Here is a 15,911-nt window from a genome sequence, read left to right on the forward strand (position 1 = left end):
ATCTGTAGGAGCGAGGCTTGCCCGCGAAGACGGCCGATCAGCCGCCGCAAAACCCGGGTCTGATCAGAACTTCTCGAGGTTCCGCCGCCCGCCGCTCTCACGCACAACTTCCTTGGGCTTGTACGCGCAATACCCCGGCCGCGGACCGATTTTGGGGTGGTTGCGGCAGGTATCGGGGCGTTTGTCATAAATGGTGCACAGGCGACTCTTACGATCCAGGTAGTAGCAATCGTTGTTGCTCATGCGCTGCAGCGTGAAGATGCCGGTTTTCTGATTGAAACGCTCGACCAGCCCATCCTTTTGCAGGCGCTTGGCGATGTTTTTCGGCGGATCACCCAACTCGAACTCATCGACCACGCCGATGCGCACCAGGTCCTTGATCTTGACTTCCACCGGCAGGGTGCAGCAGCTTGATATGCATGAACCGCACATCGGGGCGGAATACTTCGCCCAGGTTTCGAGGCGGTCGATCTCCGCGGCGGCGATCAGGGTGGGCTTCATCATCGGTTGTTACCAGGCGTGTGCATCAGGGCGCGCGATCATACCGGGACTGGTGGATTTTTGAACAACCTTTCGCCAGATTTTTTCAGCATCCGCCGATAACGGGCTTGAACCGGCACAACACCTGCATCGTTTATCGCTCACGACAATGAATTGCCGGACCGTTCGCACTAACAGGAAAAACTGCCGAACCAGAGCCTCTACCGCCTGTCAGACCGTCTAGGCTCAGAACTCCCAGCTCGCTCGAGGTCCAATCGATGACGCAAGAACCACTTGTTCGCGAAGCAGAGGTGGCCGCATTCCGCGACGCCGTCTTGACCAAACTCACCTATGCGGTGGGCAAAGACCCTGATCACGCCTTCGACCACGACTGGTTCGAAGCTATTGCGCTGGCAGCGCGCGATCACATGGTCGAGCACTGGATGGACCACACGCGGCAAATCTACCGCAAGGGTCAGAAGCGGGTTTATTACCTCTCCCTGGAATTTCTCATTGGCCGGCTGCTTTACGACAGCCTGAGCAACCTCGGTCTGCTCGATGTGGCACGCGAAGCGATGACGGAGCTGGGCGTCGATATCGAACGCATCCGTCTGCTCGAACCTGACGCGGCGCTCGGCAATGGTGGCCTCGGTCGTCTGGCCGCTTGCTTCATGGAAAGCATGTCGACCCTCGGGATCGCTGGTCACGGCTACGGCATTCGTTACGAACACGGCCTGTTCCGTCAGGCGATTGTCGACGGCTGGCAGCAGGAGCAAACCGAGCACTGGCTGGATTTCGGCAACCCTTGGGAGTTCGAGCGGCCAGAAGTGGTCTACCCGATCGGCTTCGGCGGCAGCGTCGAGACTGTGACCGACAGTGAAGGCAAGTCCAAGCAGGTCTGGCACCCGGCGGAAACAGTGCGGGCCATTGCCTACGACACGCCCGTGGTGGGCTGGCGCGGGGCGAGCGTGAACACGCTGCGTCTGTGGCGCGCCCGGGCCATGGAAGATCTGCACCTGGAACGCTTCAACGCTGGCGACCACTTGGGCGCGGTGGCGGAAGTGGCCCGGGCCGAAAGCATCTCTCGCGTGCTCTATCCGGCGGACAGCACTGAAGCCGGCCAGGAACTGCGCCTGCGCCAGGAATATTTCTTCGTCGCCGCTTCCTTGCAGGACTTGCTGCGCCGCCATCGCAACATGCACACCTCGGTGCTGACCCTGGGCGATCATGCGGCGATCCAGCTCAACGACACCCACCCCTCGATTGCCGTTGCTGAACTGATGCGGCAACTGGTCGACGTGTATGACGTGGCGTGGGATGCGGCCTGGCAGGTGACTGTCGATACGCTGTCCTACACCAACCACACGCTGCTGCCCGAAGCCCTGGAAACCTGGCCGGTGGGCCTGATGGAGCGCATGCTGCCGCGGCACATGCAGATCATCTATCTGATCAACGCCCAGCACATCGATTCGCTGCGAGCCAAGGGCATCCACGATTTCGACGTGCTGCGCGCGGTGTCGCTGATCGAAGAGGACAACGGTCGTCGCGTGCGTATGGGCAACCTGGCGTTCCTTGGTTCCCACAGCGTCAACGGCGTGTCGGGGCTGCATACGCAACTGATGCGCAAGACGGTGTTCTCCGAGCTGCATAAGCTCTACCCGGAGCGGATCAACAACAAAACCAACGGCATCACCTTCCGCCGCTGGCTGTTCCAGTCGAACCAGGAATTGACCTCGATGCTGGTCGACGCCCTCGGTCCGGATGTGCTGGACAGCCCAGAGGAACGTTTGCTCGGCCTGGAACCGTTTGCCGAGCAGGCTTCATTCCGCAAGGCCTTCGCCGAACAGCGCCTGCACAGCAAAAAAGCTCTGGCGTACATCATTCATGAGCGGCTGGGGATCGCGGTCAACCCGGCGGCGATGTTCGACGTGCAGGTCAAACGGATCCACGAATACAAGCGCCAGTTGCTCAACCTGATGCACACCGTGGCGCTGTATCAGGCGATTCGCGCGGAGCCGGAAATCGACTGGGTGCCGCGGGTGAAGATCTTCGCCGGCAAAGCCGCGGCCAGTTATCACCAGGCCAAGCTGATCATCAAGCTGACCAACGACATCGCCCGGGTGGTGAACAACGACCCGACCGTACGCGGTTTGCTCAAGGTGGTGTTCCTGCCCAACTACAACGTCAGCCTGGCGGAAAGCATCATTCCGGCGGCGGACTTGTCCGAGCAGATTTCCACCGCCGGTTTCGAGGCCTCGGGCACCAGCAACATGAAGTTCGGCCTGAACGGCGCGCTGACCATCGGCACCCTGGACGGCGCCAACGTGGAAATGTGCGAGCGCATCGGTTCCGAGCACATGTTCATCTTCGGCCTCAGCGCCCAGCAGGTGGAAGCGCGCAAACAGAATCACGAGTTCAGCGCGGTGCCGGACATCGCCGCGTCCCATCGGCTCAATGACGTACTGCAGGCGATTCGCGGCGGGGTGTTCTCGCCGGATGATCCGGCGCGTTACGCCGGGCTGATCGATTCCTTGGTGGATTACGACCGCTTCTTCGTCTGCGCCGATTTCGATTCCTACTGGAACGCGCAGATGCGAGTCGAAGCCCATTGGCACGACTCCCAGCAGTGGTGGCGTTCAGCAGTGCTGAACACCGCGCGCATGGGCTGGTTCTCCTCGGACCGGACGATTCGCGAATACGCCACGGATATCTGGAAGGCGTTGGGATAAACTCCACCTCTTAAAAGCGCAAAAGATCGCAGCCTTCGGCAGCTCCTAAAGGGGAACGCATCCCTTTGTAGGAGCTGCCGAAGGCTGCGATCTTTTTGGGCTGGCTACGCTAGTCTTTCAGGATTGCGATCAAGGATTTCGCCTCATGCAATGGATGTTGATGCTGATTGGCCTGGTGCTGGGCTGGATACTCGATGAGTCGTTCGGCGATGCGCTGCTGGGCGGGTTATTCGGATTGGCGGTGGGGCAGGCCGTTCGCATTGCCCGGTTGGATTCGCAGGCCAATGAGCAGCAGAAATTGCTGGAGCAGGCGCGGGTTGCGTTGCATGGCGTAGAGCAGCGGCTGGACTTGCTGGAGGTGTCTGGTGTCACGACGCCCGAGGCGCCTCAACCCGTCAGCGATAGCACGCCGCAAATCGTTACCCCTGTTGAATCCCCTGAGCTGGTCTGGGAGTTGCCGCCGGAGCTTGAGCCGGTACGACCTCTAACCGACGATCCGTGGAAATCCGCATCCACCCCGCGTCAATCACCACAACCGGCAATCCCCCGAGAACCCAACGTCATCGAACGCGCCATCAGCGCCGCTCGCGCGTGGCTGTTTGGCGGCAACACCGTACTGCGCGTCGGCGTGGTGCTGTTGTTCCTCGGTCTGGCTTTCCTGCTGCGCTACGCCACCGAAGGCGTGGTGGTGCCGATTGAGCTGCGTTATGCCGGTGTCGCGGCCGCCGCGCTGGGCCTGTTGGGTCTGGGTTGGTGGCTGAGGGCGCGCAACGGCAATTACGCGTTGATCCTGCAAGGCACCGGGGTCGCGGTGCTGTACCTGACGGTCTTCGCCGCGATGCGTCTGCACCCGTTGCTGGATCCGTCGGCAGCGTTCGGGCTGCTGGTGGCGGTGACGGTGTTCTCGGCCATTCTCGCCATCACTCAGGACTCCATCGGACTGGCTGCCGCCGCCGCGCTGGGCGGTTTCGCCGCGCCACTGCTGGCGTCCACCGGTGAAGGCAGTCACGTCGCGCTGTTCAGCTATTTCGCCCTGCTCAACGCCGGCATTCTGGCCATCGCCTGGTTCAAGGCCTGGCGCCTGCTCAACGTGATCGGTTTCGTCGGCACCTTCGGCATCGGCTTCGCCTGGGGCGCACGCTCCTACACGCCGGAGCTGTTATGGAGCACCGAACCGTTCCTGATTCTGTTCTTCCTGATGTATCTCGTCATCGGCCTGCTGTTCGCCCGGCGCAAGCTGCTGGAAACGAGTGATGCGCCGCAGGAGGAAAGTCGCGAAGCAATGCTGCACTGGGCTGCGCGCAAGGGCGATTACGTTGATGGCACGCTGCTGTTCGGTCCTCCATTGGTGGGCTTTGGCCTGCAGTTCGCGCTGGTGCAACACATGGAGTTCGCCGCCGCCTTCAGCGCTCTGGCGCTGGGCATTCTGTACATGGGGCTGGCCCGTTTGCTGTTCGCGGGTCGTACCGTGTTGCTGGCGGAAACCTGCCTGGCCATCGGCGTGATTTTCACCAGCCTGGCGATTCCCCTGGGGCTGGATGCACGCTGGACCACAGCCGCCTGGGCGGTGGAAGGCGCGGGGATTTTCTGGCTCGGCCTGCGCCAGCAACGACAGATGGCCCGAGCCTTCGCCTTGCTGCTGCAACTGGGCTCAGCACTGGCGTTCTTCAGCGAGCTGGGCGAGGGCGAGAGCAGCTTGCTCAAGGGCGTGCCGTTGGGCGCGCTGATGCTGGGCGTGGCGTTGCTGTTCAGCTTCCTTCAATTGCACAAGGCGCAACCTGAGCGCACGTCGTCGTGGGAGCGCAAGGGCTCGCCGATGCTTGCGTGTCTTGGCCTGTCGTTCCTCTATCTGCTGGCGCCGCTGTTTTTCTTCGCCCAAGGCACGGCGATCAGTTGGGCATTGGCCGGATTGATCACCTTGTTTGTCGGTCTGCCGCTGGTGTCGCGGACCTTTGTGTTTACGGCGATGACCGTGCAATTGCTCGGTGGCGTGGTGTTCCTGGTGGACGGGCTGCTGTTCGAGGAAGGTTTGCGTCCGTTGGCCCACGGCGGGTTCTGGGCGCCGCTGATGCTGGGTGTCGCGGGTCTGGTTGGGGCCTGGCGCTTGCAGGTTGGCAGTACTGCCTTCGCTGGAATGAATCTGCAGCGATTGTCCGAGGGCCTGCTGTTTTGGGGCGCTGCCTGGTGGACGTTCGCGTGGAGCAGTGAAGTGATGCGTTTCGCCCCGATGGATCTGCAAGCAACGCTGTTGTTAACCGTCGCGGCGCTGAGCGTTGCGCTTTGGGCGGTGCTGGCGCAGCGCCTGAAATGGCCGGCACTGGGTTTGCTCTGCACGCTGTTGATCCCCGCTGCCGCCCTGATCCTGCAAGCCGCCTGGCATTCGCGTTATCACCCGGCCGCCGACTTCGGCTGGCTGGCGTGGGCGGCGCTGTTCAGTGTGCATTTCATCTCGCTGCGCCGTCTGGCGCCGATGTTGCCAGCGTGGGCCTTGAGCGGGGCGCACGTCATGGGTTGCTGGTTGCTGATCGGCGTGCTGGCGCTGGAGCTGCGATACGGCCTGCTGCTGATGTCCGAGCAGTACAACGCCTGGCGCTGGCTGGGTTGGGCGATTCTGCCGAGCCTGTATCTGGTGATGATGGCCGCGCCGCGAAACTGGCCGTGGCCGGTGTCGGCGCATTCGCGCGAGTACCGCGTTCTGGCGGCGGCGCCGCTGGCGCTGTTGATGCTGGGCTGGTTCTGGCTGGCCAATGTCTTCAGCGAAGGCAACGCCGAGCCGCTGCCGTATGTGCCATTGCTCAATCCGCTGGAACTGGGCCTGTTGTTCGCGCTGTTTGGCGTCTACGTCTGGTCCCGCAGCGCCTCGACGCAGCTGTCGATCGACACGCGTTATCTGAGTCAGGCCACGCAGGCGGTCGTCGGCGTTTCGCTGTTCGCCTTCTTCACCGCCATGGTGATGCGCGCGGCCCATCACTGGAGCGGTGTGCCGTTCGAGTTGGATGCGTTGCTCGAATCGATGCGGGTCCAGGCCGGGCTGTCGATCGTCTGGACCCTGATGGCCCTGGCGCTGATGATCGGCGGACACCTGCGACATCGCCGCGAAGTCTGGCTGATCGGCGCGGCGCTGATCGGCGTGGTGGTGGCCAAACTGTTATTTGTCGAATTGAGCAACCGCGGCGGACTTGCCCGGATCGTCTCGTTCATTGGCGTTGGCGTGTTGCTGCTGGTGGTGGGCTATTTCGCCCCGCTGCCGCCCAAGCGCGCCGAAGCGTTGCCGGACGCGGAAAAACCGGCACCCGAAACCGAAGGAGTGTCGTCTTGAGTCAGATGCTGAACCTAAACTGGTTGGGCGTGGCGGTGATTGGCGTGGCTGCAATGGGGGTGGCGCTGACGGCGGCTGCCGAGGAAAAGCCGGCGGATTTCGCCACGCAGGTTCCGTTGACGGTGAGCGGCAACGGCCCATGGTATCGCCTGGAGTTGCCTCTGGCCGTTCTGCTCAATGCGCGGCAAACCGATCTGGGCGATGTGCGGGTGTTCAACGCCGCGGGTCAGCCGCAGGCGTATTCCCTGGCCCGGGAAGCGGCGAAAACCGACGAGAATCGCACGCTGACCGACGTCAAATGGTTCCCCCTGTACAACTCGGCGGACGACACCGAACGTGCGCCGAGCGTGCGGGTGCAATCGAGTGCCAATGGCGCGTTGGTCGAGGTTCAGCCCTCCAGTCAGTTGGAGGCGGGCGAGGAAGAATTGCGTGGCTGGCTGCTCGATGCCAGCGCGATCAAAGCGCCGTTGCAGCAATTGATTCTCGACTGGACCAGCGAGCGCGATGGCTTCCAGCGTTTCACCATCGAGGCCAGCGACGATCTGCAGCATTGGCAATCATGGGGCGAAGGGCAGGTGGCGCGTCTGACCCTGGCCGACGAGCGGGTCGAGCAACATCAAGTCGGCCTGCCGGGGCAGTCGGCGCGTTATCTGCGGTTGCTGTGGAGCACGCCGCGATCGGCGCCCGTGCTGACTTCGGCGCAGCTGCAAAGCGGCAGTCCGCGCAGCCTGCCGCTGCCGTTGTCGTGGTCGCAAGCGCTGGCCGGCAACTCGGCAAAGGCTGGTGAGTACACCTGGCAATTGCCGATGGGGCTGAACGTCGAACGGGTGCAGGTCGCTCTGGATCAGTCCAACAGCCTGGCGCCCGTGACCTTATCCGCGCGGCGCGACAGCAGTTTGCCGTGGCAGCCGGTCAGCAATGGTCTGCTCTATCGCCTGACCCAGAACGGCGAGGATGTGGTGCAGAACGAATTGCAGCTCACGGGGCAGACCGTGCAGCAATTGAGACTGACGGTGGACGAGCGCGGTGGTGGCCTTGGCGAACAGGCGCCTGCTCTGAAGTTTGCCGTGCGCGCCACGCAACTGGTGTTTCTGGCGCGGGGACCGGGGCCTTATGTGCTGGCGCTGGGTAGCGCGACGGTGAAAGCGGCGAGCCTGCCGTTGTCGATGCTGATTCCTGAATACGACGCGGCGAAGCTGGCAACACTGGGTAAGGCCTCGGTTGATGGCGCGGCAGTGGTTGCTGCCAAGCCCGTTCAGATGCCGGTGGGTACCGACTGGAAGAAGTTCGGGCTGTGGGCGGTCTTGTTGCTTAGCGTGCTGTTTCTGGGGGCGATGGCGTTCAGCCTGTTGCGCAAGCCACCTGAAAACACCTGAGAATGGCTGGCGCTGCGCGCCATTCGCGAGCAAGCCCGCTCCCACAGGTATACGCATTCCAAATGTGGGAGCGGGCTTGCTCGCGAATACGGTCGAATGGGCAAAGAAAATCTTGAAACCATCACCATTCCCCGACCTACATCCGGCCCATTTCCATCTACGCTCATCCCCGCGCATGAACTCTCTTGAGCCGATTCCGTCTGATAGGAGGCAATGCGCCCCGACTCGCGCTAAACTGCGCGGGTTTTTAGCCCCCCATTCCTCGGAGCCTTCCATGTCCCGCGTTACCTTGAGTCGCTATTTGATTGAGCAGACCCGCAGCAACAACACTCCTGCCGATCTGCGCTTCCTGATCGAAGTGGTGGCGCGTGCTTGCAAGGAGATCAGCCACGCCGTTTCCAAAGGCGCCCTGGGCGGCGTACTGGGCAGCATGGGCACTGAAAACGTTCAGGGCGAAGTGCAGAAGAAGCTCGACGTGATCTCCAACGAAATCCTGCTCGAAGCCAACGAATGGGGCGGTCACCTGGCCGGCATGGCGTCCGAAGAAATGGATAACGCCTACCAGATCCCGGGCAAATACCCGAAAGGCGCCTACCTGCTGGTATTCGACCCGCTGGACGGTTCGTCGAACATCGACATCAACGCCCCGGTCGGCACCATCTTCTCGGTACTGCGTTGCCCTAACGAATACCTGAGCCAGAACGAAGCCCTGAACGAAAAGGCCTTCCTGCAGCCAGGCACCCAGCAGGTCGCCGCCGGTTACGCGATCTACGGTCCACAGACCATGCTGGTCCTGACCCTGGGCGACGGCGTGAAAGGCTTCACCCTGGACCGCGAAATGGGCAGCTTCGTCCTGACCCACGAAAACATCACCATTCCTGAGTCCACCCAGGAATTCGCGATCAACATGTCCAACCAGCGTCACTGGGAAGCCCCGGTACAGCGTTACGTCAGCGAACTGCTGGCTGGCGAGGAAGGCCCGCTGAAGAAGAACTACAACATGCGCTGGGTTGCCGCGATGGTCGCGGACGTGCACCGCATCCTGACCCGTGGCGGTCTGTTCATGTACCCACGCGACAGCCGCGAGCCATCCAAGCCGGGCAAACTGCGTCTGATGTACGAAGCCAACCCGATGTCGTTCCTCGTCGAACAAGCGGGCGGCGCTTCCACCAACGGCCACCAGCGCATCCTCGACATCCAGCCTGAAGGCCTGCACCAGCGTTGCGCGGTGTTCCTGGGCTCGAAAGAAGAAGTGGCCCGCGCCACGGCGTACCACAAGGAGTAAAACCATGAACGAGCCCTGGCAGCCGTTGCTCGAATGGTGGTTCGGAACATCCGGATCAGCGAAGGAAGTGGCGGCACAGAAGGGCAAGTTATGGTTCGGCAAGCGTGACAGTCAGGACCTCGAAGCGCGCACGCGTTTCGGGGACCTGGTCGAACAGGCACTGGCCGGCGGATTGACCGACTGGGCGCAACGCTCCGAAGGTTGGCTGGCCCTGGTGCTGTTGCTCGATCAACTGCCACGCATGCTCTTTCGCGATTCCCCCAAAGCCTACTCCGGTGACATCAGAGCCCAGGCCCTGGTGGCCCAAGGCATCGCCGCGGATTTCGACCGGCAACTGCAGCCGATCCAGCGGGTGTTCATCTACCTGGTGCTGGAGCACTGCGAACACCTGGCGGTGCAGAACGAATGCATCTCGCGTTACATCGAATTAGTCGCGCAGCAGCCGGAAAGCGATCAGGCACTGTTTGCCGATTACCTGGACTATGCCGAAAAGCATCAGAAGGTGATTGCCCGGTTTGGGCGGTTTCCTCATCGCAATGAGGTGTTGGGGCGGAAGTCTACGGCTGAGGAACTGGAGTTTTTGAGCAAGCCTGGTTCAAGGTTCTGAATCTCCCTCGCCAGTGATGGCCTCTTCGCGGGCAAGCCTCGCTCCTACAGTGATTGTTGTTGTACGCAGATTCCGTGTACGACACTAAACCCTGTAGGAGCGAGGCGTGCCCGCGAAGGGGGCGGCGGGAGCGCCCTAGATCCTGAAGCTACCCACCAACTGCTTCAACCGCGCCGCCTGTTGCTCAAGATCGGCGCAGGCGCGCAGGGTCGATTGCAGGTTTTCCACGCCTTCCTGGTTCAGGGTGTTGATTTCGGTGATGTCGACGTTGATCGATTCCACCACGGCGGTCTGTTCTTCGGTGGCGGTGGCGACCGACTGGTTCATGCCGTCGATTTCGCCGATGCGCTGGGTCACGCTGCCCAGGCGTTCGCCGGCCTGGTTGGCGATGCCCACGCTGCTTTCGCTCTGACGCTGGCTGTCGGTCATGGTGCTGACCGCTTCGCGGGCGCCGACTTGCAGCTCTTCGATCATCTTCTGCACTTGCTGCGCCGAGTCCTGGGTGCGGTGGGCGAGGTTGCGCACTTCGTCGGCGACCACCGCGAAACCGCGACCGGCTTCACCGGCGCGGGCTGCTTCGATGGCGGCGTTCAGGGCCAGCAGGTTGGTCTGCTGGGAGATGCTGGTGATCACTTCCAGAATCTGCCCGATGTTGACCGTGTTGCTGTTGAGCGTCTCGATGTTGCCGCACGAATCGCTGATCTTCGCCGACAGCTGATGCATCGCCGTGATGGTCTTATCCACCACCTGCTGGCCTTCCTCGGCCAGGGAGCGGGCATCGCTGGAATGCTGGGAAGCGAGGGCTGCGTTCTGGGCGATTTCCTGGGCGGCGGCGCCGAGCTGGTTGATCGCCGCGGCCACGCTGCTGGTGCGCGAAGCCTGCTGGTCGGAATTGAACATCGACGAGTTGGAAGCCGCCACCACGCGCAGCGCCACTTCGTTGACCTGGCCGGTGGCCGAGGACACTTCGGTGATCGAGGTGTGGATACGTTCGACGAAACGGTTGAACGACAGCCCCAGCGCGCCGAACTCGTCGTGGCCGTGAATGGTCAGGCGCTTGGTCAGGTCACCTTCGCCTTCGGCGATATCATGCATGGCGCGACCCATGGCCAGCAACGGCTGCATCAGGAAGCTGATCAGCATGCCCAGCAACGCGATGATGATCACCACCGCAATCACCATGGCGACGATCGCCGAAGTGCGGAATTCGCTGAGCATCGAGAACGCGGTTTCCTGGTCGAGCACCAGTGCCACGTACCAATCGGCCGACGGCACGCCGTTGACGTGGGTGAAGGAGATGAACTGGCGCTTGCCGTCGATCTCGACTTCCTTCATGCCCGGGCTGACTTTCGGGGTGTCGCTCGGGTAGGCCTCGACCAGGCTCTTGAGCACCAGCTTGCTGTCCGGGTGGATCAGGATCTTGCCGTCGGCGCCGACGATGAACGCGTGGCCGTGGCCGCCGAAGTTCAGCGAGTTGATGATCGCGCTGACGCTGGACAGGTCGATGTCGGCCCCGGCCACACCGATCATCTGGCCCTGACGCTGCACCGGTGTCGCCACGGTGATTACCAGCTTGCCGGACGAGGTGGCGATGTAGGGTTCGGTGACGATGGTCTGCTGCGCGCTGTTGGCCGACTTGTACCAGCCGCGGGCGCGTGGATCGTAGTCCGCCGGACGGTTGCCCGCCGGGATCGAGAACATCACGCCATCGTTACCGCCGAAGTAGCTCAGCTGGAAGTTGCCGGTGTAGGCGGGCAGGTCGATGACGCGCTTGAGGCTGTCCGCAGAACTGCCATCCGCGCTGAGCTGCTGGGACATCGACTGCAGCAGCTGGATGCGGCCCACCAGCCAGGTCTGGATGTTGCTGGTGGTCAGGCTGCCCATTTCCTGCATTGACGCTTCGGTACTGCTGCGCAGCGTCTGGCGCTGGCGATAGTCGTTGAACAGGATGAAACAGGCGAATGCGATGGCCACCACGAGGGCAGCAGCCGACAGGATCTTGTGGCTGAACTTCATGTTTCTGGTCATTGGATGAATACCGCACGGAGGCATTGTCGACAAAGGGGGCAATTTCCTCGTCCGTGAGCATTGCGCTGCACTGCATGTCGGCTGAGCAGCGCCAAAGATTAGTCGTTTTTAGATAAAAACGACGAAATGCACGACAGCTTCACAACGTGATTGATTTCCCGGCTGAAAGAGACGAGCGGCCCCATAAATAGGCGCCCGGCGAGGGAACCAGATCGCTGTTTGGTCTTCTAAGGATCTGTTTGGCAGTCATGCCAATCCCCATCGCCCCCGGAGTTACCCAATGTCCCTGCGATCCATCGCCTTGCTTTCGTTCTGCGTGTTGTTGGCTGCGTGCAGCAAGGTCAATCAGGAAAACTACTCCAAGCTCGAGTCTGGAATGAACAAGGCCGAGGTTGAAAACCTGCTGGGCAAACCCGCCGATTGTTCCGGCGCGCTCGGCATGTCCAGTTGCACCTGGGGCGACAAGAACAGCTTTATCAGCGTGCAGTATGCCGGTGACAAGGTGCTGATGTTTTCCGGCCAAGGCCTGAAGTAAACCGGGGCGCTCAGCCCTCGGGAGAAAAATAATGAAGCGGTTATTGATCATGCTTTTTGCCGGCCTGGTATTGGCCGGCTGCGCCACGTCTGGCCAGGATACGTTGGCGCCGAAGACTGTCAGCAGCGTGAACCTCAAGCGTTACCAGGGCACCTGGTACGAGTTGGCGCGTCTGCCGATGTACTTCCAGCGCGACTGCGCGCAATCCGAAGCCCATTACACGCTCAAGCCTGACGGTAACGTGGCAGTGCTCAATCGCTGCCTGACGCCGCAGTGGGAGTGGGAAGAGGTCAAGGGCACGGCTTATCCACAGGTGCCGGGCAAGACCGACAAGTTGTGGGTCGAGTTCGATACCTGGTTCTCGCGCCTGATTCCGGGTGTGGCGAAGGGCGAATACTGGGTGCTGTACGTCAGCGACGACTACAAGACCGCCATCGTCGGCGATCCGAGTCGTCGTTATCTGTGGCTGCTGTCGCGCACGCCGACCGTCAACGGGGTGGTGCGTGAAGAGTTGCTGAGCAAGGCACGTCAGCAGGGTTACGACACCACTCGACTGATCTGGCGGGCGACGGATACGCAGATGGCTAAGACTTCGAACTAAGGATCAGCGCGTAACCAATGTGGGAGCGGGCTTGCTCGCGAAAGCGGTGGTCAGTCAACAGATATGTCGACTGACACGGCCCCTTCGCGAGCAAGCCCGCTCCCACATTTTGTTTTGTGTTAGCCCAGAAGGTCGCGCAGGACTTGGGTAAACGCCTGGCTGCTTTCCTCTTCCCCGGCATGGCGCCCATCACGCACGACCCACTGGCCGTTGACCAGCACATCACGCACCTGACGATCACCACCGGCAAACAACCAGCGATTCAAAATCCCGTCACCACTCGCTGTCGCCAGATACGGATCACTGCCGTCCAGCACCAGCCAATCTGCGCGCTTGCCGACTTCCAATGCCCCAATCGCCTGACCCAGCGCCTGGGCACCGCCATCCAGTGCGGCATCGAACAGCGTGCGGCCGACCATCGGCTGATCCGCGCCATACAGGCGGTTACGCCGCTGATCGCGCAGGCGCTGGCCGTATTCCAGCCAGCGCAATTCTTCCACCACGCTCAAGGACACATGGCTGTCGGAACCGATACCCATGCGTCCGCCCTGGGCGAGGAAATCCACTGCCGGGAAAATCCCATCGCCGAGGTTGGCTTCGGTGGTCAGGCACAGGCCGGCGATGGCGCGACTCTTGGCCATCAGCGTGATTTCTTCCGGGTTGGCGTGGGTGGCGTGAACCAGGCACCAGCGCTGATCGACCTCGACGTTTTCGTACAGCCATTGCAGGGGGCGGCGGCCGCTCCAGGTCAGGCAGTCGTCGACTTCCTTCTGCTGCTCGGCGATGTGGATGTGCACCGGGCATTGCTTGTCGCTGGCCGCCAGCACGTCGCTGATCTGCTGCGGCGTGACCGCGCGCAACGAGTGGAAACACAATCCCAGCGACTGAGCTTTCTGCTGAGCCAGCAGAGGTTGCAGGCGCGATTGCAGCTTCAGGTAGTTCTCGGTGCTGTTGATGAAACGGCGCTGGCCTTCGTTCGGCGTCTGGCCGCCGAAACCTGAGTGGCTGTAGAGCACCGGCAACAGGGTCAGGCCGATGCCGGCGTCGGTCGCGGCCTGGCTGATACGCAAGGCCAGCTCGGCCGGATCGGCATAAGGCTGGCCGCTGGTGTCGTGGTGCACGTAGTGAAACTCGGCGACGGAGGTGTAACCGGCCTTGAGCATTTCGATGTACAGCTGGCGAGCGATGACACCCAGTTGCTCAGGGCTGATCTTTCCGACGAGGCGATACATCAGATCGCGCCAGGTCCAGAAACTGTCGTTCGGATTGCCCGCCACTTCCGCAAGGCCAGCCATCGCCCGCTGGAAGGCGTGGGAGTGCAGATTCGGCATGCCCGGCAACAGCGGGCCGCTCAGCCGTTCGGCACCATCTGCATGGGAATCGGCCTGGATTTGGGTCAGCACGCCCTCGGCGTTGACCTCAAGACGTACATTGTTGGCCCATCCACTAGGCAGCAGCGCGCGTTCGGCAAAGAAGGCGGACATGGTTCAGCACCCCATCGTGTGTTATTTGTATATACATATACAGACGTTTGCCTGCCCGGTAAACTCCGGCAAGCTAGCAATCTCAACCAAACGACCAAGGATCCATCGTGCCGACTCCGCCTCCAGTCTCTCCGTTGGCCGCGAACATGGGCGACAGTCCGGCGCCCTTGTACGCCCGCGTCAAACAAATGATCACCCAGCAAATCGACAGCGGCGCGTGGCCGCCGCACTACCGCGTTCCGTCGGAAAGCGAGCTGGTCAGCCAATTGGGCTTCAGCCGCATGACCATCAACCGCGCCCTGCGCGAGATGACTGCCGATGGGTTGCTGGTGCGCATGCAGGGTGTCGGCACCTTCGTCGCCGAGCCGAAAAGCCAGTCCGCGCTGTTCGAAGTGCACAACATCGCCGACGAGATCGCTTCGCGCGGCCATCGTCATACCTGCCAGGTCATCACTCTGGAGGAAGAGGCCGCCGGTTCCGAGCGCGCGCTGGCGCTGGACATGCGCGAAGGGCAGAAGGTGTTCCACTCGCTGATCGTGCATTTCGAAAACGACATTCCGGTGCAGATCGAAGACCGCTTCGTCAACGCGCTGGTGGCGCCGGAATACCTCAAGCAGGACTTCACCCTGCAAACCCCGTACGCCTATCTGAACCAGGTCGCGCCGCTGACCGAAGGCGAGCACGTGGTCGAGGCGATTCTGGCCGAGTCGTCCGAATGCAAGTTGCTGCAGATTGAAAAGGGCGAGCCGTGCCTGCTGATTCGCCGCCGCACCTGGTCTGGCCGTCAACCGGTGACCGCCGCTCGTCTGATTCACCCGGGTTCCCGTCATCGTCTCGAGGGTCGGTTCCACAAATGAATGTATTGAAAGTTCTACGCGCCAAAGACTATCCGCGCATGCCGTGGAAAAACGGCGGCGGCAGCACCGAAGAAATCACCCGCGATGCCGGCACCGGCCTGGATGGCTTCGGCTGGCGCCTGTCGATTGCCGACATCGGCGAGTCGGGCGGGTTTTCCACCTTCGCCGGTTATGAGCGGATCATCACCGTACTGCAGGGCGACGGCATGACCCTGTCCGTAGACGGCAGCGACACCCGGCCACTGTTACCGCTGGACCCATTCGCCTTCAGCGGCGAGAGCAAGGTTGCCTGCACACTGCTCGGCGGACCGATCCGCGACTTCAACCTCATCTATGCACCGCAGCGTTACAGCGCGCGGTTGCAGTGGCTGGAAGGCGAGCAGCGGTTTTTCAGCGAGGCGGAGACTTTGCTGGTGTTCAGCGTGAGTGATGCGCTGGCGGTGAAGGTCGGTAACAATGCTTCACAGCTCGGTCACCATGACTGCCTGCAGCTTGACGGTAACAATGGTTTGATTGAAGTCGCCAGCAATGGCGCCTGCTGCGTTATCGAACTGACTGCACGCTGATCCAAAACCCTATTCGCGGGCAAGCCTCGCTCCTACAGGTCCGG

General features: G+C 61.8%; 12 protein-coding genes and 1 pseudogene. 9 read left to right on the top strand and 4 right to left on the bottom strand.

The annotated features are described in order from the left end of the window. Positions 1-63: 63 nt before the first annotated feature. Positions 64-501 (bottom strand): YkgJ family cysteine cluster protein, encoded by a 438-nt coding sequence (locus K9857_RS24935; protein WP_224540352.1) that lies wholly within the window; start codon positions 499-501, stop codon positions 64-66. Between the two features lie 257 nt (positions 502-758). Here K9857_RS24935 and K9857_RS24940 point away from each other — a divergent pair, with 257 nt between their 5' ends. The 5 genes from K9857_RS24940 (at position 759) to K9857_RS24960 (ending at position 9,796) form a co-directional block, all read left to right on the top strand. Next, positions 759-3,209, top strand: a complete 2,451-nt coding sequence (locus K9857_RS24940) for a glycogen/starch/alpha-glucan phosphorylase (protein ID WP_224540336.1) — start codon at positions 759-761, stop codon at positions 3,207-3,209. A 145-nt stretch (positions 3,210-3,354) separates the two neighbouring features. Beyond that, entirely contained in the window at positions 3,355-6,528 is a 3,174-nt protein-coding gene (locus tag K9857_RS24945; RefSeq protein WP_224540338.1) for a DUF2339 domain-containing protein, read from the top strand. Further along, positions 6,525-7,904 carry a DUF3999 domain-containing protein gene (locus K9857_RS24950; protein ID WP_411961608.1) on the top strand — a complete coding sequence of 460 codons (1,380 nt, stop codon included), beginning with the start codon at positions 6,525-6,527 and terminating at the stop codon, positions 7,902-7,904. Before K9857_RS24945 ends, K9857_RS24950 begins: the two co-directional genes overlap by 4 nt. 274 nt (positions 7,905-8,178) lie before the next feature. Next, entirely contained in the window at positions 8,179-9,189 is a 1,011-nt protein-coding gene (locus K9857_RS24955; RefSeq protein ID WP_224540340.1) for a class 1 fructose-bisphosphatase, read from the top strand. A gap of 4 nt (positions 9,190-9,193) precedes the next feature. Then, a complete protein-coding gene (locus K9857_RS24960) occupies positions 9,194-9,796 on the top strand; it encodes a DUF924 family protein (RefSeq protein ID WP_224540342.1) in 603 nt (200 codons plus the stop codon). A 135-nt stretch (positions 9,797-9,931) separates the two neighbouring features. On the opposite strand, the gene K9857_RS30635 is transcribed toward K9857_RS24960, so the two are convergent. Both K9857_RS30635 and K9857_RS30640 read right to left on the bottom strand, forming a co-directional pair. Continuing rightward, complete coding sequence (locus K9857_RS30635; protein WP_372242520.1) at positions 9,932-10,696, bottom strand: methyl-accepting chemotaxis protein; 765 nt, start codon at positions 10,694-10,696, stop codon at positions 9,932-9,934. A 93-nt stretch (positions 10,697-10,789) separates the two neighbouring features. After that, a pseudogene (locus K9857_RS30640) lies at positions 10,790-11,848 on the bottom strand (cache domain-containing protein); the annotation flags it as partial. Between the two features lie 256 nt (positions 11,849-12,104). Between K9857_RS30640 and K9857_RS24970 the strand changes: the two are divergent. After that, entirely contained in the window at positions 12,105-12,359 is a 255-nt protein-coding gene (locus tag K9857_RS24970; RefSeq protein WP_224540345.1) for an outer membrane protein assembly factor BamE, read from the top strand. Positions 12,360-12,390: 31 nt separating this feature from the next. Beyond that, a complete protein-coding gene (locus K9857_RS24975; RefSeq protein WP_224540347.1) occupies positions 12,391-12,960 on the top strand; it encodes a lipocalin family protein in 570 nt (189 codons plus the stop codon). A gap of 119 nt (positions 12,961-13,079) precedes the next feature. Here the strand turns inward: K9857_RS24975 and K9857_RS24980 are convergent, their stop codons facing one another. Next, on the bottom strand, positions 13,080-14,444 hold the full coding sequence (locus K9857_RS24980; protein WP_224540349.1) for a formimidoylglutamate deiminase: 1,365 nt from the start codon (positions 14,442-14,444) through the stop codon (positions 13,080-13,082). 146 nt (positions 14,445-14,590) lie between these two features. Between K9857_RS24980 and hutC the strand changes: the two genes are divergently transcribed. Both hutC and K9857_RS24990 read left to right on the top strand, forming a co-directional pair. Further along, a complete protein-coding gene (gene hutC, locus K9857_RS24985; RefSeq protein ID WP_175376584.1) occupies positions 14,591-15,301 on the top strand; it encodes a histidine utilization repressor in 711 nt (236 codons plus the stop codon). Next, entirely contained in the window at positions 15,298-15,867 is a 570-nt protein-coding gene (locus tag K9857_RS24990; RefSeq protein ID WP_224540350.1) for a HutD family protein, read from the top strand. Before hutC ends, K9857_RS24990 begins: the two co-directional genes overlap by 4 nt. Positions 15,868-15,911: the final 44 nt, after the last annotated feature.

This window comes from Pseudomonas sp. REP124, from assembly GCF_020164475.1.
GTDB lineage: Bacteria > Pseudomonadota > Gammaproteobacteria > Pseudomonadales > Pseudomonadaceae > Aquipseudomonas.

Bases quoted from the DNA above. Each gene is read 5' to 3' on its own strand.
- K9857_RS24935 (WP_224540352.1), bottom strand. From the start codon at position 501: ATGAAGCCCACCCTGATCGCCGCCGCGGAGATCGACCGCCTCGAAACC.
- K9857_RS24940 (WP_224540336.1), top strand. From the start codon at position 759: ATGACGCAAGAACCACTTGTTCGCGAAGCAGAGGTGGCCGCATTCCGC.
- K9857_RS24945 (WP_224540338.1), top strand. From the start codon at position 3,355: ATGCAATGGATGTTGATGCTGATTGGCCTGGTGCTGGGCTGGATACTC.
- K9857_RS24955 (WP_224540340.1), top strand. From the start codon at position 8,179: ATGTCCCGCGTTACCTTGAGTCGCTATTTGATTGAGCAGACCCGCAGC.
- K9857_RS24960 (WP_224540342.1), top strand. From the start codon at position 9,194: ATGAACGAGCCCTGGCAGCCGTTGCTCGAATGGTGGTTCGGAACATCC.
- K9857_RS30635 (WP_372242520.1), bottom strand. From the start codon at position 10,696: ATGTTCAATTCCGACCAGCAGGCTTCGCGCACCAGCAGCGTGGCCGCG.
- K9857_RS24970 (WP_224540345.1), top strand. From the start codon at position 12,105: ATGTCCCTGCGATCCATCGCCTTGCTTTCGTTCTGCGTGTTGTTGGCT.
- K9857_RS24975 (WP_224540347.1), top strand. From the start codon at position 12,391: ATGAAGCGGTTATTGATCATGCTTTTTGCCGGCCTGGTATTGGCCGGC.
- K9857_RS24980 (WP_224540349.1), bottom strand. From the start codon at position 14,444: ATGTCCGCCTTCTTTGCCGAACGCGCGCTGCTGCCTAGTGGATGGGCC.
- hutC (WP_175376584.1), top strand. From the start codon at position 14,591: ATGGGCGACAGTCCGGCGCCCTTGTACGCCCGCGTCAAACAAATGATC.
- K9857_RS24990 (WP_224540350.1), top strand. From the start codon at position 15,298: ATGAATGTATTGAAAGTTCTACGCGCCAAAGACTATCCGCGCATGCCG.